We start from the raw sequence: 19,988 nt of genomic DNA on the forward strand, positions 1-19,988 counted from the left end.
ACAAAGGCGCCCGGGACCGGACTTTGCTGCACCACCATTTCACCAGTTTTGACAGAGAGAGATGACGATGCCGGATGCATCGAAAGACGCGACCAAAGAGGGGCGCGATTACAAGGACACGCTGTTCCTGCCGCAAACCGACTTCCCGATGCGCGCGGGCCTGCCCAAGGCGGAGCCGCAATGGCTGAAGCGCTGGGCGGATCAGGACATGTACAAGCGCCTGCGCGAGGATGCGAAGGGCCGCGAGAAATACATTCTCCATGATGGCCCGCCATACGCCAATGGCCATCTCCATATGGGCCACGCCTTCAACAAGGTGCTGAAGGACCTCATTGTCCGCTCGCGCCAGATGATGGGCTTCGACGCCAATTACGTGCCCGGCTGGGATTGCCACGGCTTGCCGATCGAATGGCAGGTCGAGAAAGAGTTCGCCGAAAAGGGCCGCGCCAAGCGCGACGTCTCCAAGAGCGAATTCCGCGCCGCCTGCCGCGAATATGCGGCGAAATGGGTCGACATCCAGCGCAGCGAATTCAAGCGCTATGGCATCGAAGGCGACTGGGATCATCCGTACACCACCATGGCGTTTGACGCCGAGGCGGCGATTGTCAACGAGCTTTTGAAGTTCGCTGACAAGGGACTGCTCTATCGCGGCTCAAAGCCGGTAATGTGGTCGCCGGTCGAACAAACCGCGCTCGCAGAGGCGGAAGTCGAATATCACGACCACCAGTCGACGACGATCTGGGTGAAATTTCCGGTTCAAAGCGGTGACCTGAAAGACGCCTCCATCGTCATCTGGACCACGACGCCCTGGACGATCCCCGGCAACCGCGCGATCTGCTACGGCCCGAAAATGGCCTATGGGCTTTATGAAGTCGTCGCCATGAAGGAGACGGATTTCGAGCCATGGTCGAAGCCCGGCGACAAGCTGATTGTCTCCGATGCGCTTGCCGACGAGGTGCGCGAGGCCGGTCTGATCGCCGAATGGAAGCGCATCGCCGATGTTCCCGCCGACATGCTGAAAGGCATGAAATGCGACCATCCGCTGAAAGGCGTTGGCGGCGGCTATGAATTCGACGTGCCCTTGCTTGCGGGCGATCACGTCACCGATGAAGCGGGCACGGGCTTTGTGCACACCGCGCCGGGCCACGGTCAGGAAGACTACATCGCCTATGTCTCGGCTTTCGGCACGGATGTGAAAATTCCGCATACGGTCGATGAATATGGCGCCTATACGGAAGAGGCGCCGGGCTTTGAGGGCGCGCGCGTCCTCGTCATTGAAGGCAAGAAAAAGGGCAAGGAAGGCGACGCCAATAAGCGCGTCATTGAAGCCCTGATCGAAAAGGGCAAGTTGCTGGCGCGTGGCCGGCTGGTGCACTCCTATCCCCATTCATGGCGCTCGAAGGCGCCGGTGATCTATCGCAACACGCCGCAATGGTTCATCCGGCTTGGCGGCGTCGGCGAAGGCGGCTTGCGCGACACCGCGCTGAAAGCCATCGACGAAACCGAGTTCACGCCAGCTTCCGGGCGCAATCGTATCCGCGCCATGGTCGAAGGCCGGCCCGACTGGCTGGTCTCGCGCCAGCGCGCCTGGGGCGTGCCGATTGCGGTGTTCGCCGACAAGAACGGCGTCCCCCTGAATGATCCGAAAGTGAACGCCCGCATTGTCGAGGCGGTGCGCGCGCGCGGCGCCGACGCCTGGTTCGACACCCCGGCGCAGGAATTTCTCGGCGACGATTATTCCGACAATGAATATGAAAAGGTTGAGGACATTCTCGATGTCTGGTTCGATTCCGGATCGACCCACGCCTTCTGTCTGGAAGGGCGCGATGATCTGAAATGGCCGGCGGATTTGTATCTTGAAGGTTCTGACCAGCATCGCGGCTGGTTCCAGTCTTCGCTGCTGGAAAGCTGCGGCACGCGCGGGCGCGCGCCCTATGACGCCGTCCTGACCCATGGTTTCGTGCTCGATGAGCAGGGCCGGAAGATGTCGAAGTCCCTCGGCAATGTCACCGACCCGGCGAAGATCATGCAGGACTATGGCGCGGATATTCTGCGCATCTGGACCGCGAGTTCTGATTATTCCGACGATCTGCGGATCGGCAAGGAGATGATCGGCTCGGCGGTGGACGCCTATCGCAAGCTGCGCAACACGCTGCGCTATTTGCTTGGGGCGCTGGACGGGTTCTCCGATGCGGAACGGGTTGAACCGAAGGACATGCCTGAGCTTGAACGCTACGTCCTGCACCGCCTCGCAGTGCTCGATGAGGAAGTGCGGGCGGGTTATGAAAAGTTCGATTTCAAGGGCGTCTGGCGTAAATGTTTCGACTTCGCCTCGTTCGAGCTCTCGGCGTTTTATCTCGATATCCGCAAGGACGCGCTTTATTGCGACCGGCCGGACGATGCGGGCCGGCGCGCGGCGCGCACGGTGATGGCGGAGATTTTCGACCGGCTCGTGACCTGGCTCGCCCCGGTCTGCGTCTTCACCATGGAAGAGGCGTGGCTCGCGCGCTATCCGTCTACGGATGGTTCGGTGCATTTGCAGCAATTCCCGAAAACGCCGAAGGGCTGGCGCGACGATGCGCTGGGCGCCAAGTGGAGGAAGATCCGTGAAGTCCGCCGCGTGGTCACCGGCGCGCTGGAAGTGGAGCGGCGGGAAAAACGCATTGGCGCCAGCTTAGAGGCCGCGCCCATCGTGCATGTCGCCGACGCGGAACTGCTCAAGGCCTATGACGGGCTCGATGCGGCGGAGCTGTTCATCACCTCGGGCGCGACGCTCACCGACAAGCCGGCGCCTGAAAATGCGTTCCGTCTCGAAGGCGAAAGCCAGGCCGTGGCGGTGGTCCCGGTCGAGGCAGAGGGCGAGAAGTGCCGCCGCTGCTGGCGCATCCTCCCCGAAGTGGGCGCCCATGAAGCCCATGCGGATCTGTGCGAGCGCTGCACCGATGCGGTCGAGGCGGCGGACGCAAGGCCACAAGCAAGGACGGGCGCATGACCCCTGCGCTGGTGATCGAACGGATCAAGGATTGGTGGAGCGTTGCGCGCGCCAACAAACTGTTCTGGCGCGGCCTCGCCGGCGCCGCCGTCATCATCCTGCTCGATCAGGCGTCGAAATACTGGATCGTCCATCAGGTCGGCTTGCCGCAACTGGGCAAGATCGAGATCTCCGCGATCTTCGATCTTTCCTATGTCGAAAATCGCGGCGCCAGTTTCGGCATGCTGCATGGCATGCGCTGGGTGCTGGCGCTGATTTCAAGCGGCGTGGCGCTGGCGCTCGGCTGGTGGCTTGGCCGGCTGAAGCGGCCCTTTGCGGCGGCGGCGGTCGCCTTCATCATCGGCGGCGCGGCGGGCAATCTTTATGACCGCATCGCCTATGGCTATGTGGTGGATTTCCTCGATTTTTCGGGGCTTCATTTCCCCTGGGTGTTCAATATCGCCGATGCGGCGATCAATGTGGGCATCGCCTTTCTGCTGCTGGACGCCTGGCGGACCGGTCAGGCGGAGAAGCGGGCGGGAAAACCGGACTCGCCGGAAAAACAGACGAGCTGAAGGCTTTCCCTTGGCGGGGGCGGGCCCGCATGTCTATAGTGCGCGCCAACGAGCGGCGGGTGGGGCGCTTTGATCTGGAGTGAATACGGCATGAATACTGGTTCTGCGTTGCGCTTTGTCTGCGCTCTTACGCTTCTGGGGCTGGCGACCGGCGGTTGCGGCATCAGCAAGGCGCTGGGCGGCGGCAAGAACGCCCCCGATGAATTCGCGATCACCACCAAGGCGCCGCTTGTCGTGCCGCCTGATTACGGGCTGCGTCCGCCGCGTCCGGGCGAGACCCGGCCGCAGGAATTGTCGCCGTCACAGCGCGCGCAACAGGTGCTGCTGGGCGACACGACCGCTGCGCCGCCTTCCGCCAGCGAACAGATGCTGCTTCGCAACGCAAATGCGCTCGGTTCTGACGGCGCGATCCGCACCTTGCTCGACGCTGAAAATGGCGGTCGCGGCGAAAAGGATCGCTCCCTCGCCAACCAGCTGATGTTCTGGAAATTCGTCGACGGCAAAGTCGATGATTCCGCTGCGCCGCTGCGCGTCGACAATCCCGAAGAGTGGATGGCCGCGCGCGACAAATCGATCAAGGCGGTGATCGGCGAAGAGGGCAAGGTCGAAATCAAGCAATCGAAAACCCTCGGCCTTCCGGGCGTTTTCTGATCGCTTTCCGGCTTTCTTGAAATCAAAAAACGCGGCTCCTTGTGAGCCGCGTTTTTGTTTGCCGGAGGGCGCGCGCCGCTGATGCAGGCGCCCCTAAAACGAGAAACGCGGCCTCCGAAGAGGCCGCGTTCCCTCGTAAGACATCAACACATCCCGGGACGGGGGAGAAAGAAAATTCCCGTTCAGCGTCAGTTTGCCTTATCGAAGCCTTTCAAAACTGTCGTGTCGCTCAGCAAGCGAACGAGGTCGCGAAATGCGGAATACACAATCGCATCGCTGCGGTTCATGTCCTCGATCGGCTGGTCGAGCTCCGGCGCATCCCAGCGCCAAAGAGCAAGCTTGTAGAGCAGGTCGTTCATGGACCGGGCAGGGAGCGCGGCGGCGGTGCGGATCACCACAGTCTGCGCGTCAATCAGGCCGGCCGCTTTCGCGTCGCCAAGTTCGTCAGGTCCGGCGCAGTCGCCCAGAACATTGTCGATCTGGCGAAACACCGTGAACAATTTCTCCAGGTGATCTTCCTTCGCGACCGATTCCAGGTCGGCTATTCCGTGATCATCTGGCATGTCGTTTTTTAAGCTATTCAGGACCATCGTGTGTTCTCCCTCGCACGATCGATATCAATGATCCTGAGATACGCTCACAGTGCGCAATTGTCTGTCACGTGGATGAACGACATTGCTAGGGCGGATGACCTATATAGCCACGGGGAATGATTTCGCACATGCAGCATTATGTTACAGCATGGCCGAATTCGACGCTATATTGCGCCAAAAGGGCGGTTCGAAAGGGCGAAAAAGCGGTGGTTCAGGCGACCAGGGCGACGCCGCTGCGCGAGGCGGCGACGGCCGCCTGGGTGCGGGTCTTGGCGCCGAGTTTCTCAAAGCAGCGGTTGACCAGCGTGTTGATCGTGCTGGGCGCCACGCCGAGGCGGCGCGCCATCTCCTTGTTGCTGGCGCCCTCCGCGAGGAGCTGTACGACCGCATATTCTTTGGGCGACAATTCGATCACCGGCTCGGTCCGGGCCGGGCTGTCATTCAGGCTGGCGCCATGGCGAATGAACATTTCAATCGCGGAATGGATGTGGCGAACTTCGAATTCAGAAAGATCGCGAACCGAATGGGCGTATCCGAGCGAAACATAACTCAGCCGTCCGGGCCGGCTGGAGACCGACATGGCGATGCCATCGACGATTCCCTGCTTGACCATCAACTCGTTCAGTTCCGCCATGAGCGGCTCGCTCTGGGCCTCGGTGAAATACTCATTGAATTTCACCGGCCGGCAGGAAGCGAGCGCGCCGCGAACAATCGGGTCCACGGCCACACAGCAATTGTCCGTATAGAAATTTAGCGTCTCTTCCGCAAAGGATGAAAATAACGGCTTCATCAAAGCGGGCTGCTGATATTCGCCAAAGCTGAAGGTGAAGGCGTAAGCCGCCTTCGCGCCGCAATCGGCCACAAACTGATCAAATAATGACAGAATGGTTGGCATGTCAGAGCATGCGGCGATCTCTACGGCTAAATCTGTCAAACTCTTAAGCTTCAGCATTTTTTGTTCTTTCGGTACTTCCCATTGCTTTGTTTATTGCGGGTTGAGTGTCATGGCACATGACCACTGTTAAATAAAATTAAAACATAGAATTATGGTAAAATTAGGCCCATCGAGACGCCGGCCAGCGCCGCCTCCACCCGCGACGTCACGCCGAGCTTTTCAAAACAGCGCCTGATCACAGTATCGACAGTATTAGGAGAGACCCCGAGATTTTCGCTGATGGTCGAATTCGGGTTGCCTTGCGCGATGAGCTCTAGGACCTGCACTTCCCGTTTTGAAAGTTTCGGAATTTTCGCGTCGCGCGTCAGTTCGTTGTAGCGCGAATGCATATTCTGACAGGCCGCCTGCAACTCCAAAAGCTGCGCCCGGCTGATGTCGAATTCTTTCGTCGTCGAGCCGATGCTGAAATAGGCGACGTCGCCGGGCAGCGCGTAAACCGGAACGCCAGCCCCGGACAGCAGTCCATGTTTGCGGCCGGAAGCGATCAGGTCGATCTGCCGTTGGGACAGCGTCAGGTTTTCAATTGATTCCAGCCAGAGAAACGGCACGCCGCTTTTGCGGGCCTTGAGCAAAATGGGGTCAATCTCGAAACACTTATTGTCGATGTAATACCGTATGTGCCCTTCGGGGAAGGTCGAAATTCGAAACCCCTCTGACAGCGACAGGCTTTTAAAACCTGCAGTTAAATATTGATAAGCGACGGCGTCGAAATCAAACTTGGACAGGAAATCCAGGAACAGGCGTTTCAGCTCGCCAGTGTCCTTGACGAGCAGCGCCTCGCGAATGAACGCATCGATCTTATTGCGCAAGTCAACATCCCCCTGAGAATGTTCGCTACTGCCCGGCGGCTACGTTTATTTTCGGCGCTCTCCTGTTTTCGAGGCCAACTATTTAGGACATTCAATAATGTACAGGTATAGAGCGCATTTATGCAATCTATATCTATAATTCACTGCGGCATTACGCCTGTGCAAAACCGGCGTTTCGCGCCGGTTTGCGGGAGGTTTGCAACTTGCCATAATCGGGCATGACGAATCGCCCGCAATCTGTCTCCCCTGCGCCTTCCGTGATCCGCCGCCTGCCCGCAGGCGCGGTGAACCGCATTGCTGCGGGGGAAGTGATCGAACGGCCGGCAGCCGTTGTTAAAGAAATAATTGAAAATGCAATTGATGCCGGCGCCACGCGCATCGACATCGAAATCGAGCATGGCGGAAAGTCGCGCATCTGCATCACCGACGATGGCTGCGGCATGGGGCCGGACGATCTGACGCTCGCGGTGGAGCGTCACGCCACGTCGAAATTGTCGCCCGGCGATGATGGCGATTACGATTTGCTGAATATTGCGACCATGGGGTTTCGCGGCGAGGCGTTGCCGTCCATCGGCTCTGTCGCGCGCCTGTCGATCACCTCGCGGGCGCAAGGCGCGGGAGAGGCCTGGGCGCTCTCGGTTGAAGGCGGCGAGGTTGCCGGGCCGCATCCGGCGGCGTTCGGCGGACATGGCGCGCGCATCGAAGTGCGCGATCTTTTTACGCAACGCCTGCGCGGTTGAAATTCCTGAAATCCGATCAGGCGGAGACAACCGCGATTGGCGAAACCGTGCGCCGGCTCGCCATGGCCCGCCACGACATTGCGTTCACGCTCGCCTCGTCCGGGCGCAAGCTCGTCAATCTGGCGGCGGAAGCGCCCGGCGAAGCGGGCCGCCTGAAGCGGCTGGCGGCGATCATGGGGCGCGAGTTCGGCGACAATGCCCTAGCGATCAATGCAGAGCGCGACGGCGCCAGGGTGACCGGCTTCGCCGGGCTTCCCACCTATAATCGCGGCTTGCCCGACAAGCAGTTTTTGTTCGTGAACGGACGGCCGGTGCGCGACAAGCTGATCGTCGGCGCCATTCGCGGCGCCTATGCGGATTTTCTCGCCCGCGATCGCCATCCGGCGGTGGCGCTGTTTGTCGAGCTGCCCGCGGAAATGGTCGACGTCAATGTGCATCCCGCCAAGACCGAAGTGCGGTTCCGCGATGCGGGCGGGATAAGGGGCTGCTGATCGGCGCCCTGCGTCATGCGCTCGCCGAGGCCGGTCACCGCGCCTCGACCACCGTCAGCAATTATGCGCTTGGCCGGCTCACGCCGCAGTCCGGCGCCGGCGATTACACGCCCATGCGGCCCGGTTTTCGCCCGCCAATGCCGGCCAATCCCTATATGCGCGACCCCGCCGCCCCGCTTGATGACGGCGCGGGCCTGGCAGACCGTTCGCGCGGCTTTGAAGGCGGTTTCGAGGGCGCGGCGGCCCCGAGCGCGCGCACCGAAGATCAGGGCGCCGCCGCCGCTCAGGATTATCCTTTGGGCGCCGCGCGCGCGCAGCTTCATGAGACCTATATCGTCGCGCAAACGCCCGACGGTCTCGTCATTGTCGATCAACACGCCGCCCATGAGCGATTGGTCTATGAGCGCATGAAGGCGGCGCTCGCCGGCGGCCGGGCGCAAAGCCAGGGTTTGCTGCTGCCTGAAATCGTCGATCTGACCACGGATGAAGTGGACCGCATGGCGCCAAGGCTCGACGAATTCGCCGATCTCGGCCTCGTCATGGAGCGTTTTGGCGAGGATGCGCTGATGGTGCGCGAAACGCCGGCCATGCTTGGCGAAGTCGACATTAAAGGGCTCGTGCAATCGCTGGCGGATGATTTGTCATCGCTGGGCCAGGGGCTCGCCTTGAAAGAGCGGCTGGAGGAAGTCTGTTCCTCAATGGCCTGTCACGGGTCGGTGCGGTCGGGCCGTCGCCTCACAGGCGAGGAAATGAACGCCTTGCTGCGCCAGATGGAGGCGACGCCCCATTCCGGCCAGTGCAATCACGGCCGCCCCACCTATGTGGAATTGAAACTCGCCGATATTGAGCGCCTGTTCGGGCGGCGTTAATCCGCCTGCGGCGCAAATTGCTGTGCGAAAGTGAAGGCGAAGGGCGTCGGGCCGTTCGCTTCCAGATGCGCCAGTCTTTGTTTTGCCTCTTCCGTGGTTGGAATTTCGCCTTTCGCAACCCACCATAAGGCGGCGTGCGGGCGCGTGATCGGCTCAAAGAATTCCGCGCGGCGTTCGAAGATTTTCTTGTGAATGGTGTTGAAGGCGAAGGCGCGCAACGCATCGACATTTTCCCAGAGGCTGAGATTGACGATCAGCATCGGGTCGTCAAAGGCGTCGATATTGGTGGCGTCGCCGCTTTCATCCTGCAATCTCCAGACGAAACCGGGCGAGCGGTCGGCGATGGCGTTCACCCGCTCCAGATTGTCAAAGAAGAAGGCGTTGCCGGGATCGCCCTGCGGCGCGCGCAATCGCGCAATATTGACCTGGGCGAGGTGGTGTTCCGTCATGCTGCTGCTCCCGCGATTTTTTTGTGATATGGGCGGCGCTTGCGGATGCGCAAGAAAGCGGCGCAAAATTGGGCGAGCGATCAAGGAATGGTGAAGATGAAGCGAAATATTTTCATGCTTGGCGTGGCTGCGGCGACGTTCTGCATCAGCGGCGGCGCGGCGACTCTCGCTTCCGCCAAGCCGCGCGTTGCGGAACAAATGGCGGCGCCCGCGCCCGCTTATGCACCCATGGCGCCCTTCGCGCCGGTTGCGGGCAAGAGTTGGCGCGGCGTGGGCAAAGGGCCGGACGGCAAGCCAATCGTCGATATCGCGCGCTATGAAATGATCCTTGGCGGGCGCGCCTTGCAGACGACGCACCGGCTGGAAGGCGGCGATTATGGCGGGCGCACCATCATCTTCTTTGACGAGGGATCGAAGAAATATGTGTTCCACTATTTCACCACGGCGGGATTTCACACGATCGGCGAAATCATCCCCACCAAGACCGGCTTCACCTCCGTGGAGGCGGTGCAGAACCATCACGAAATCGCCGAAGTGCGCGCCGAGGCGGTGTTTGGCGACGGAACGATCCGCGTCATCTCAAGCCATGTGAGTCATGACGGGGCAGTCTCTGACGGCGATGAGCTTTTCTACCGAGAGATCAAGGATCCGGGCGTGTTGTTTTTTGACGAAGCGGACGCGCTGTTCGGCAAGCGGACCGAAGTCAAAAACGCCCATGACAAGTATAAAGACGCGGATTGATGGCTGAGGAAAAATTCACCGCCCTCGATGCGCTCGGCGATCATGTGGCGCGCAGCGATGATGACATGCGCGCGCGGTCAGCGGCGTTTTTTGAAGAGATCAAACGCCGTCACACGGTGCGCGACTTCACCGACCAGCCGGTGCCGCGCGAGGTGATCGAAGCCTGTATCGCCGCCGCCGGGCGCGCACCCTCCGGCGCCAACCACCAGCCATGGTTTTTCGCGGCGGTGGGCGATCCGGCGCTGAAACAGGAGATCCGGCTTGCGGCGGAAGAAGAGGAGCGGGCGTTTTATGCGGGCCGCGCCGGCGAGGAATGGCTGGATGCGCTGGCGCCCATCGGCACCGACGCCAACAAGCCGTTTTTGGAGACGGCGCCCTGGCTGATCGCAGTTTTCGCCCAGCGTCGCGGCGGCGTTGCGGCCGGGATGGACAAGAAAAACTACTATATCCACGAAAGCGTCGGAATCGCCTGCGGGTTTTTGATTGCCGCGCTGCATCATGCGGGGCTCTGCGTGCTCACCCATACGCCCAATCCCATGACGTTCCTCAACGACAAGCTTGGCCGTCCGGCTACGGAGAAACCCTATCTGCTGCTTGTTGTCGGCCACCCCGCGCCGGATGCGAAAATCCCCAATCACGCATTGCGTAAAAAGCCGCTAAAAGACGTGCTAAAACTATACTAAACCTATAATTCGCGAGCTGATCTGCGCTTTGCTCCCATCGCAAAACAGACTAGATACGGCGCTGGATTGATCTGATCCCGCAGCGGGGGCGGCTTGAATCGTTATAGCTAGAGAGGGAGACCCCCCATGGGTATCATCAAGGAATTTCAGGACTTCGCCGTCAAAGGCAATGTGGTCGACATGGCTGTCGGCATCATCATCGGCGGCGCATTCGGCACCATCGTCAAATCGCTGGTCGATGACGTCATCATGCCGCCAATCGGCCTGCTGATGGGCGGCGTCGATTTTTCAAACATCGTCATCACGCTGAAAGAAGCGACGGCGGATGCGGAAGCGGTGACGATGAATATCGGTTCATTCATCAACAATGTCATCGCTTTCCTCGTTGTCGCCTGGGCCGTTTTCATGCTGGTCAAAGGCATGAACAGCCTGAAGAAAAAAGAAGAAGCCGCTCCGGCTGCGCCGCCGGCGCCGACAAAATCGGAAGTGTTGCTCGAAGAGATCCGCGACGCCTTGAAGTCGCGCTAACGGGTTTTTAGTTTTCGCATGATTTAACCGGAAAACCGGTTTCCACATTTCCGGATCATGCTTTACCGAACTACCCCTACCCAGTGAGAAGAGCCCGGCCCCGAGAAATCGGGGCCGGGTTTTTTTTATGGTTGGCTGGCGGCGGCGAATTGAGATTTGCACCCGGAGCGTTTTGTGCGGTACCAATAAAACCGAAGCGCCATTGGCCGCGTCGCACTCTTCATGATGCGTAGGCGTACGATCAAGATTTCGCCGCGCTGCGAGAGCAAGAACAAAAGGTTTTCCGAATGAATGTTGGCAATGTTAGTGAAATAGTTGCGGCGGCCGCCTCTGTCGTAACGGCCTTGTCCATTGTGCTCGCGGCAATGCAGTTGAAGCTCGGCAAGGAAAACGCCATCAACGAGACCAAGCGGCTGAAGAAACAGGCGTCGATTGATGCGGCCAAAATCTATATCGACAATAAGCGCCCCGAAACCGATCTGATGCTGCAATTCGTCAATAATGCCTGCCAGATAAACGGCCGGATCATTAGCGATATCGAGAAATTCTCCATCCCGAAATTGCCGGCGGAGCTGATGGAGGATGTCGGCGGCTGCATCGAGTTCTATGACAAATCAGAAGGCGGCAAGCTGTCCGTCCGGGAGAATTTGATCGTCGGCTTGACCTCCAAACATGTCATTCAGTTGCGCTGGTTGATGATCGACTATCTGAACACGCTGGAGGCGGTGTTGATGTATTGGTGGCAAGACACCGCCAATCGCGAAGCGATGGAGAAGGAGTTCTCCTTCCTGATCAATGACCAGGATACGGCGCGCCCGGTGAATGCGCTGCTTGAGGTGTTTGGCCGCCAGCATTTTCCGGCGATTGCAAATTTCGTAAAGCCGAAATCGGAAATGGCGCCGGAGCCGGAAGTCGCTTCCAGCTAGCCGGCTTCTGCTGCGGCGCCATTCATGGGCGCGCCGAACGGGAGGGAGGTCTTATGTATTGTGCTGATGTCAGCTCGCTGATGCGCGCCTCGATCGCGCTCGTCGCCCCTCTTGTGCTTGGCGCCTGCGAATCCGCCGACGACAAGCAGGCGGCGCTAGAGGCGGCGAACCTCAAAAAGGCCGTGTACTGCATGGAGCTGCTGGAAAAGCATCTCGACATAGACGCGGCGGACCGCGAGTGCTTTGGCGAAACCTATATTCAGCATTCGCCCTGGGTGGCGGATGGGCGCGATGCGGTGATCGAGATTTTCAAGGCGCGGGTCGAGCGCACGCCGGATTTGAATATCGAGATCAAGCGCACCGCCGCCGATGGCGATCTCGTCTGGATCCACGGCCATGTCAAAGCCACGCCGGACGCGCTGGGCAGCGCCGTGGTCAATATTTTCCGCATGGAGAATGGCAAATTCGTCGAGCACTGGAATGTGGTGACGCCCGTGCCGGAACAGGCGTTAAACGACAATACGATGTTTTAAGATGGGACTTTTCGGAAATGGCCCGCACTTCGCCGCCTCTGGCGGCCTTGCCCATTGTGTCGGGGGCGGCTCCCATCTATAGGCTGGCTCTTTTAAGCTCACCGTTAGTTCGATCCGCTCCATGACCTCGCTGAAAAACATTCGCAATTTCTCCATCGTCGCCCATATCGACCATGGAAAATCCACCCTCGCTGACCGCCTGATTCAGGTGACCGGGGGGCTGACCGACCGTGAGATGAAGGAGCAGGTGCTCGATTCCATGGAACTGGAGCGCGAGCGCGGCATTACCATCAAGGCCCAGACAGTCCGCCTCAACTACACGGCGAAGGACGGCGAGACCTATGTTCTCAACCTGATCGACACGCCGGGCCATGTGGACTTCACCTATGAGGTCTCGCGCTCGCTGTCCGCCTGCGAGGGCGCGCTCCTCGTGGTCGACGCCAGCCAGGGCGTCGAGGCCCAGACGCTCGCCAATGTCTATCAGGCGATCGACGTCAATCTCGAGATCGTGCCGGTCCTCAACAAGATCGACCTGCCCGCCGCCGAGCCCGACCGGGTGAAGGCGCAGATCGAGGATGTGATCGGCATTGACGCCAGCGACGCGGTGGAGATTTCCGCCAAGACCGGCATGGGCGTGCCCGATGTGCTCGAAGCGATCGTCACCCGCCTGCCGCCGCCGCAAGGCGATGCGTCCGCGCCCCTGAAGGCGCTGCTGGTCGATAGCTGGTACGACCCCTATCTCGGCGTTGTCGTTCTCGTGCGCATCAAGGATGGCGTCCTTAAAAAAGGCATGCGCATCCGCATGATGGGCGCGAAGGCGGTCTACACGGTCGAACAGGTGGGCGTGTCGACGCCGAAGAAGACCCCGGTCGCCGAATTGGGCCCGGGCGAGATCGGCTATCTGACGGCGCAGATCAAGGAAGTCGCGGACACGGCGGTCGGCGACACCATCACCGATGACCGGCGCCCCTGCGACAAGGCGCTGGCCGGTTTCAAACCATCCGTACCCGTCGTTTTCTGCGGCATCTTCCCGGTCGACGCCAATGACTTTGAAGATCTGCGCGACGCCATGGGCAAGCTGCGCCTCAATGACGCCAGCTTTGAATTCGAGATGGAAACCTCCGCTGCGCTGGGCTTCGGCTTCCGCTGCGGCTTTCTCGGCCTGTTGCATCTGGAGATCATTCGCGAGCGGCTGGAGCGCGAGTTCAATCTCGACCTGATCACGACCGCGCCCAGCGTTGTCTATGACATTCACATGACCGACGGTTCCGTGACCGAGTTGCACAATCCGGCGGACATGCCCGATCCGGTGCGCATCGATCATATGGAAGAGCCATGGATCAAGGCGACGATCATGGCGCCGGACGAATATCTCGGCGGCATTTTGAAATTATGCGAAGAACGCCGGGGCATTCAAAAAGACCTGACCTATGCGGGGTCGCGCGCCATGGTGGTCTATGAATTGCCGCTCAACGAAGTGGTGTTCGATTTTTATGACCGTCTGAAATCCGTGTCGAAAGGCTACGCCAGCTTCGACTATCAGATCATCGATCATCGTCCCGGCGAGCTGGTGAAGATGCAGATCCTCGTCAATGACGAGCCGGTGGATGCGCTCTCCATCATCGTGCATCGCGACAAGGCGGATTTCCGCGGGCGCGGCATGTGCGAGAAACTGAAAGACCTGATCCCGCGCCATCAGTTCAAGATCCCGATCCAAGCCGCGATCGGCGGGCGGGTCATTGCGCGTGAAACCATCGCGGCCTTGCGCAAGGACGTCACCGCGAAATGTTATGGCGGCGATGCGAGCCGGAAGCGCAAGCTTCTCGACAAGCAAAAAGAGGGCAAGAAAAAGATGCGCCAGTTCGGCCGCGTCGAAATCCCTCAGGAAGCCTTTATTAAAGCGTTGAAAATAGACAGCTAAGTAAAAAAATACGCCGCACGCGGAACGAGTGTTGCAATTCCAAATACATCGTCAGAGGTCTTTGAGAATTTGGACGCGCCCCCTATAACGCCTCGGGTAAAGTTATAAAAAACGGGGTATCTCTGTGAAGAAGGTTCTAGGTTCTATCGCCGCCGCGTTGGCGTTTGTGACAGCGGCGAACGCTGCTACGTTGGATTTTTCAAGCACTCTTTCAGGAAACAGCGGTCTTGCGACGCTTGATGTCGGCGACGCCACGGTGGAGGTCGTTGGCGGCACGGTATTCGTCTTTCGGCCCGGCGATTTTGGCGCTTTAACTGATTCAGGCGGCATTTGCGCAATCAATACGATCGCTGGCTGCACCAGTGACTGGTCCTTGACCTTTGATTATGCGGTTACGAACCTGATGTTCGAGGCGGCTTTCTTTGATGCGGGTGATTCAGTCGAGGTCAGCTACTACAATGGCGCGACTTTGCTGGGGTCGATCACGGTCGGCGCGAATGGCGTCTTCAGTCTTGGTTCGGCGGTTGTCACATCATTGTTCTTTAATGACAGTTCCGCCGGCGGCAACGGGTTTGGTTTCGGTGATTTCAGCTTTGACCGCTATGTCGGCGTGTCTGATGTTCCGTTGCCGGCGGCGTTGCCGCTGTTCCTTGCGGGACTTGGCGCGGGCGCTTTCTTCAGGAAACGGCGCAACGCGGCTTAGGCCTCTTCAAGGCGCGTGAATGCAAAACGCCCTGCGAAAAGCAGGGCGTTTTTTTATGCCGGCGTGCGCCGCGCGAAGATGAGGGCGGCGCATTTTATCGCGGCAATGTTTAAAACCGCACCGTAAAGCCGAGGCTTAGCACCGGGTGAAACGGAAAATCGTCAAGATCGTCGGCGAGGCGTTGCGCCTCCAGGTCGATGTCATCCTGAAATGACGGATCGCTGGCGAGCAGGCCGCCGCTTGCGGTGAGCGTCACATCAGGGTCGCCAATATAAGCGGCGCCGAGCATCGCCTGAAACCCGAAGCGCTTCATGGCGTTCAGCCCGTTGTTGAACCCGACGCCCAGAAACGGCGCCGTATTGTTCCAGTCAGAGCCGCCGACAAGCGAGCCGATTTCTTCCGGCGTATAGGTCGCATTGCCGATCTCCACCGGGCTTGCCGGAGTCGCGAGAAGGCCGACTTCGCGGCCGGAGAAATAGGCGCCGCCGGAAATCCGGAACCCGTTCATGAAGGGGTGCACGTCTATCGCCGCAACGCCTGAGGTGAACCCCACATCCAGATCGTAACGCACATCGTCAATCGTCCGGTTGAGGTCGAAGGAGGCGTAACGAAAGCCCCCGCGCGCCGCGACAAACGGGCTGAATTTATACAGCACATCGGCGCCGACGCCGTCAGAGCCGATTGTCGGGCCAACGGACAGGCCGGTCGTCTGCGCTGTCGCTGCGCCGGGCGCCGCCGCTGCTGTGATCGCCAACGCCGCCGCTGCGGCTTTCAGGTGGATGTGCATGGGGAGCTCCAAAATCCGTGTCAAAATCGACGGGACCCTAGAGACGAACCGGTAAAGGGCGGTTCAAACGAAACGATAAAACTATAAGGGAATTGGGCGCCGGCCGGCCGCTGCAAAGGCCATAAACCTGCGCGGTGTTTGGGGTTTCATGCCTTCTCGGCGGCGTCCGGGCGCGGCGCGGCGCCGGTTTGCGGCTTGCGAAACGGGTCGAAAACCATGTTGCTGAATGTTTCAGCCGCCATCGCTTCAGGCCCCTCAACGCCGAAGCGTTCATCGTCGCGCAAATGCTCCGGGCCGAGAAGTGTGCCGAACATCCGATCCCAGAATGTGAAGGCCGTGCCCAAATTCGTCGCCTGCCGCGCTTCATCTGCCGAGTGATGCAGGCGATGCATGCGGGGCGATGTGAAAACCAGCGACATCGCTTTTTCAACTTTCAGCGGCATCTGCACATTGGCGTGGGTGAGACAGTTCGCGATAACGTGAACGAGATAGATCAGCAAAATGCCTTCGGGCGGAATGCCGATCGCGACAACCACCACCACTTCAATCAGCGCCCGGAACAACGCCTCAAACGGATGAAAGCGCAGCGAAGTGCTCGCATCGATCTGCGGATCGGTGTGATGGGTGCGATGTAAGCGCCACAACACATACCATTTGTGCAGCATGCGATGTTGGCCATAGGCGGTGAGATCGAGCACCAGAACGGAGAGCATGAGTTTGATCGCGAGCGGGATCGCCATCATGTTCAGCAGCCCCGCGCCATTGGCCTGCGCCGCGATGGCCGCCCCATAGGAGGCGATGGCGGGAACCGCGCTCAGCAATATCGTGCCGTATAGCGCCATGGAGGCGTTACGCAGCCAGCGTATGAGGTCGATTTTCAAACCCTTGCGCCAGGGGATCGTGCGTTCAAACGCAACCGTCAGGGCGAGAATAATCAGCAGGTAATAGAGGCCGCCTAGACCCTTGATGAAATCCATGGTTTTTCCCTGACATCAGCCCGCGCTTTGGCGCGCATCCCTTTCGGGGCGCAACTTTCGGGCGAACGCCTCGCCTATGATCTCGCCTGTGATAATGCGCCGACGCGGACGCTGTGACCAGCCTGAAGCCTTGCAAGTCGCCCGCCATAATTGCGTCCATTGTCGTGGATATAATTCGGCGGACACACGCACTGCTTGCGCGCCCGCCATGGCGGCGCCTGAAAGTGGTGCGCTCTTGTGGAAACACCGTGTTCGACGTAGAGTTTTGTCTTCACGGGACGGAGGGAGAACAGTTATGAGGCTTTCAGCACTTGTAACGGGGATGATTCTGCTAGCGCAACCTGCTTTTGCGACGGCGCCGAATTCGGTGCCTGAGATGGATGTAGGTGCTGGCATCGCGGCAATCGCTTTGCTGGCGGGCGCTGCTGCGTTGATCCGCGAACGGACTCGCCGCAAATAAACGACTTCAAGCACAACTCACATCTAAGGGGACTAATTATGAAACGTGTTGTTTTGACTGCAGTGCTCGCCTTGTCGGCGTCTCCGGCGTTCGCGGGCGTATTGGTGAAAGCGCCTGAAATGGACGCAGGCGCCGGTGTGGCCGCGATTGCATTGCTCGCTGGTGTCGGCGCGCTGCTTCGCGAGAAAATGAAGAAATAACTGGCGGCGACGTCAGTGTTGAAAAGCCGGCCTTACGGCCGGCTTTTTCATGTCTGAAAACGGCGCAAGACTTGCTTGGATCTGGCGCAGGGAGGCATAAGAACGCGTGCAAACAACGCAGCTTGAAACAGCCAATCGCATGACGCCGCGAATATCGCCGCTGGCGGCGCGCGCCATGCTGATCGCCCTGCTGGCGGCGGCGGAATTGCCGCTTGTTGCGTTCCTTTATAACCCGACCGCGATCAGCGCCGACCCCGCCTGGCGACAGGCCCATGGGGTGATGCGCGAGGCGGTGCCCTTCTCCTTGTTCTTCCTCGCGGCGCTGGCGCTGTTGTTCACCCCGCAGCGCGAGGCGAGCTGGCGCGACTGGGCGGCGAGCGCGCGTGATCATCGCTGGCGCGCCCCGCTATTGATCAATCTCGCCCTGATCTCCGGGCTTTGCGTCGCGACGCTGTTTTTCAACGACTATCAGACCGCCGCACCGCCCTGGGGGCTGTTCGCTCTCTGGTGCCTTGGCGCCGGGGCGGCTTATGGGGCGTTGCTGCTGGCGGCGGCGCCGCTGGATTATTGGCGCGCCTTTCTTGACCGCGAGCGGGCGCGCCTCGCCCTCGCCGCCGGGGCGGCGATGATGATCGAAACGGCGGCGGTGATGTCGCGGCAATCCTGGAGCCTGCTCTCAGAAGCGACCTTCCAGTTTTCCGCGTGGATTCTCGGCCTCTATGAGCGCAACGTTACGGTCATTCCCGCCGACCGGGTCATCGGCGTCGGCGGGTTCAAAGTGAATATCGCATCGGCCTGTTCGGGCTATGAGGGGATCGGCCTCGTCATCACTTTTTTGATGATCTATTTCTGGGTGTTCCGGCGCAGTTTGAAATTTCCGAACGCTTTGCTGGTCCTGCCGCTGGGCGTTGCGTCGATCTGGATATTGAACAGCATACGGATCGCTATGCTGGTCAGTCTCGGGGCGCATGTGTCGCCGGATATTGCGGTGACCGGTTTTCACTCCCAGGCCGGCTGGTTGATGTTCCTTGTGGTGACGATCGCCATCATGGCCACGACGCACCGGCTGTCGTTTTTCCATCGCCTTGATGCGGTGCGAGCCGACGGACCGTCGCCCGCCTTGCAATTGGCGGCGGCGTTGCTGGCGCCGTTTCTGGCGATGACGGCGGCGACGATAGTCGGCGCCGCGTTTTCCGCCGACGGCCATTATTGGGTCTATAGCTTGCGCGTCGCGGCGTTGCTGCTCGCTTTCTTCGCCTTCTGGCGGCTCTATCTGGCGATCGACTGGCGCGCGGGACTGGAGCCAGTCCTGCTGGGGCTGGTGGTCGGCGCCTTGTGGATCGCCACCGATCCGGGCCGCGGCGAGGCGAGCGACCTCGGCGTCTGGCTGGCGGGATTGCCCCCCGCCGCGCTGGTCCTGTGGCTTGGCATGCGCCTTGTCGGCACGATCATTCTGGTGCCGATGGCGGAGGAATTTGCGTTTCGCGGCTATCTCCATCGCAAGCTGATTGCGGACAAGTTCGAGAAAGTCGCGGAGGGCGCATTTGCATGGAAAGCGTTCCTCATCAGCACGGGATTGTTCGCGCTCTTGCATGAGCGCTGGCTCGCCGGCGCGCTGGCGGGCGCGGTGTTTGCGCTGGCGCTCTATCGCTCGGGCAAGCTGTCCGGTGCGGTGGTCGCGCATATGTCCGCGAACGCGGTCATCGCGTTCTGGGCGATCGTCATGGGGCAGTGGAGCTTGCTGTAGAAAGCGGCGCTATTCAGCGCGCTTCACATATTCCAGCGTTTCCGTGTTGACCACGATGCGCTCGCCGACGCCCATATAAGGCGGGATCATGATGCGCAGGCCGTTATCGGCTTTCGCCGGCTTGTAGGAAGAAGACGCGGTCTGACCTTTGACGGTCGGCTCTGTCTCGACCACTTCCAGCGTCACATGCTCGGGCATTTGCACGCCGATGGCGCGGCCCTCATGGCTTTCCACCACAACCTGCATGCCGTCCTGCAGGAAAGCGGCGCGGTCGCCGATCATGTCGGCCGGGATCGAGATCTGCTCGTAATTTTCCTGATCCATGAAAATCAGCATGTCGCCTTCGGCGTAAAGATAGGTGTGGTCTTTCTGCTCAAGGCGCACGCGCTCGACAGTTTCCGAAGAGCGGAAGCGTTCGTTCATCTTGCGTCCGTCGATCAGGTTCTTCAGCTCGACCTGCGCATAGGCGCCGCCTTTGCCGGGCTTGACCGCATTGACCTTGACCGCCGCCCACAGGCCGCCCTGATGCTCGATGACATTGCCGGGCCGGATTTCGTTACCGTTGATTTTCATCGTGCGTCTGCCTGTGCTCTGGGCCTGTGATTTCAGGAAAGGCGCGCCTTTACCAGTCAGAGCGGGATGAGGCAAGCCACCGGGCGGCCGATCCAGCGGCAAAGGC

General features: G+C 60.0%; 19 protein-coding genes and 1 pseudogene. 13 read left to right on the forward strand and 7 right to left on the reverse strand.

Annotated features, from left to right (window positions below; translation table 11 throughout):
• Window positions 1–61: 61 nt before the first annotated feature.
• The 3 genes from ileS (at window position 62) to AC0L8G_RS03805 (ending at window position 4,197) form a co-directional block, all read left to right on the forward strand.
• Window positions 62–2,992 carry an isoleucine--tRNA ligase gene (gene ileS / locus AC0L8G_RS03795; protein ID WP_473386931.1) on the forward strand — a complete coding sequence of 977 codons (2,931 nt, stop codon included), beginning with the start codon at window positions 62–64 and terminating at the stop codon, window positions 2,990–2,992.
• Window positions 2,989–3,546, forward strand: coding sequence for a signal peptidase II (gene lspA, locus AC0L8G_RS03800; RefSeq protein ID WP_473386933.1), 558 nt, complete (start codon window positions 2,989–2,991; stop codon window positions 3,544–3,546). The genes ileS and lspA overlap by 4 nt, the downstream gene beginning before the upstream one ends.
• A 90-nt stretch (window positions 3,547–3,636) precedes the next feature.
• Window positions 3,637–4,197: a DUF3035 domain-containing protein gene (locus tag AC0L8G_RS03805; RefSeq protein ID WP_473386935.1), complete on the forward strand. Its 561-nt coding sequence runs from the start codon at window positions 3,637–3,639 to the stop codon at window positions 4,195–4,197.
• A 188-nt stretch (window positions 4,198–4,385) separates the two neighbouring features.
• Here the strand turns inward: AC0L8G_RS03805 and AC0L8G_RS03810 are convergent, their stop codons facing one another.
• The 3 genes from AC0L8G_RS03810 to AC0L8G_RS03820 form a co-directional block, all read right to left on the reverse strand.
• A complete protein-coding gene (locus AC0L8G_RS03810) occupies window positions 4,386–4,787 on the reverse strand; it encodes a hypothetical protein (protein WP_473386937.1) in 402 nt (133 codons plus the stop codon).
• Window positions 4,788–5,001: 214 nt separating this feature from the next.
• Window positions 5,002–5,742, reverse strand: coding sequence for a helix-turn-helix transcriptional regulator (locus AC0L8G_RS03815; protein WP_473386939.1), 741 nt, complete (start codon window positions 5,740–5,742; stop codon window positions 5,002–5,004).
• Between the two features lie 92 nt (window positions 5,743–5,834).
• Window positions 5,835–6,554, reverse strand: a complete 720-nt coding sequence (locus tag AC0L8G_RS03820; protein ID WP_473386940.1) for a helix-turn-helix transcriptional regulator — start codon at window positions 6,552–6,554, stop codon at window positions 5,835–5,837.
• 218 nt (window positions 6,555–6,772) lie between these two features.
• Here AC0L8G_RS03820 and mutL point away from each other — a divergent pair.
• Window positions 6,773–8,654, forward strand: a pseudogene (mutL, locus tag AC0L8G_RS03825) (DNA mismatch repair endonuclease MutL).
• On the opposite strand, the gene AC0L8G_RS03830 reads toward mutL, so the two are convergent.
• Complete coding sequence (locus AC0L8G_RS03830; RefSeq protein ID WP_473386942.1) at window positions 8,651–9,103, reverse strand: DUF3291 domain-containing protein; 453 nt, start codon at window positions 9,101–9,103, stop codon at window positions 8,651–8,653. The pseudogene mutL and the gene AC0L8G_RS03830 sit on opposite strands and share 4 nt — an antisense overlap.
• Window positions 9,104–9,199: 96 nt before the next feature.
• On the opposite strand from AC0L8G_RS03830, the gene AC0L8G_RS03835 reads away from it, so the two are divergent.
• The 7 genes from AC0L8G_RS03835 (at window position 9,200) to AC0L8G_RS03865 (ending at window position 15,138) form a co-directional block, all read left to right on the forward strand.
• Window positions 9,200–9,844, forward strand: coding sequence for a hypothetical protein (locus AC0L8G_RS03835; protein ID WP_473386944.1), 645 nt, complete (start codon window positions 9,200–9,202; stop codon window positions 9,842–9,844).
• Entirely contained in the window at window positions 9,844–10,527 is a 684-nt protein-coding gene (locus tag AC0L8G_RS03840) for a nitroreductase family protein (RefSeq protein WP_473386946.1), read from the forward strand. Before AC0L8G_RS03835 ends, AC0L8G_RS03840 begins: the two co-directional genes overlap by 1 nt.
• A gap of 126 nt (window positions 10,528–10,653) precedes the next feature.
• Window positions 10,654–11,055 (forward strand): large-conductance mechanosensitive channel protein MscL, encoded by a 402-nt coding sequence (mscL, locus tag AC0L8G_RS03845; RefSeq protein ID WP_473386948.1) that lies wholly within the window; start codon window positions 10,654–10,656, stop codon window positions 11,053–11,055.
• Window positions 11,056–11,342: 287 nt separating this feature from the next.
• Entirely contained in the window at window positions 11,343–11,981 is a 639-nt protein-coding gene (locus AC0L8G_RS03850) for a hypothetical protein (RefSeq protein ID WP_473386950.1), read from the forward strand.
• Window positions 11,982–12,034: 53 nt separating this feature from the next.
• Complete coding sequence (locus AC0L8G_RS03855; protein ID WP_473386951.1) at window positions 12,035–12,514, forward strand: nuclear transport factor 2 family protein; 480 nt, start codon at window positions 12,035–12,037, stop codon at window positions 12,512–12,514.
• 121 nt (window positions 12,515–12,635) lie between these two features.
• Complete coding sequence (gene lepA / locus AC0L8G_RS03860; RefSeq protein WP_473386952.1) at window positions 12,636–14,435, forward strand: translation elongation factor 4; 1,800 nt, start codon at window positions 12,636–12,638, stop codon at window positions 14,433–14,435.
• 124 nt (window positions 14,436–14,559) lie between these two features.
• Window positions 14,560–15,138, forward strand: coding sequence for a VPLPA-CTERM sorting domain-containing protein (locus AC0L8G_RS03865; RefSeq protein ID WP_473386954.1), 579 nt, complete (start codon window positions 14,560–14,562; stop codon window positions 15,136–15,138).
• A gap of 109 nt (window positions 15,139–15,247) precedes the next feature.
• Here the strand turns inward: AC0L8G_RS03865 and AC0L8G_RS03870 are convergent, their stop codons facing one another.
• Together AC0L8G_RS03870 and AC0L8G_RS03875 are read right to left on the reverse strand one after the other, a co-directional pair.
• Entirely contained in the window at window positions 15,248–15,925 is a 678-nt protein-coding gene (locus tag AC0L8G_RS03870) for a hypothetical protein (protein WP_473386956.1), read from the reverse strand.
• A 146-nt stretch (window positions 15,926–16,071) separates the two neighbouring features.
• A complete protein-coding gene (locus AC0L8G_RS03875; RefSeq protein WP_473386958.1) occupies window positions 16,072–16,902 on the reverse strand; it encodes a sterol desaturase family protein in 831 nt (276 codons plus the stop codon).
• 498 nt (window positions 16,903–17,400) lie between these two features.
• Here AC0L8G_RS03875 and AC0L8G_RS03880 point away from each other — a divergent pair, with 498 nt between their 5' ends.
• Together AC0L8G_RS03880 and xrtE are read left to right on the forward strand one after the other, a co-directional pair.
• A complete protein-coding gene (locus AC0L8G_RS03880) occupies window positions 17,401–17,562 on the forward strand; it encodes a hypothetical protein (protein ID WP_473386961.1) in 162 nt (53 codons plus the stop codon).
• Between the two features lie 106 nt (window positions 17,563–17,668).
• Window positions 17,669–19,309 carry an exosortase E/protease, VPEID-CTERM system gene (gene xrtE, locus AC0L8G_RS03885; RefSeq protein ID WP_473386962.1) on the forward strand — a complete coding sequence of 547 codons (1,641 nt, stop codon included), beginning with the start codon at window positions 17,669–17,671 and terminating at the stop codon, window positions 19,307–19,309.
• A gap of 9 nt (window positions 19,310–19,318) precedes the next feature.
• Here the strand turns inward: xrtE and efp are convergent, their stop codons facing one another.
• Entirely contained in the window at window positions 19,319–19,882 is a 564-nt protein-coding gene (efp, locus tag AC0L8G_RS03890) for an elongation factor P (RefSeq protein WP_473386964.1), read from the reverse strand.
• Window positions 19,883–19,988: the final 106 nt, after the last annotated feature.

Source organism: Hyphococcus sp. D3-15 (assembly GCF_055809375.1).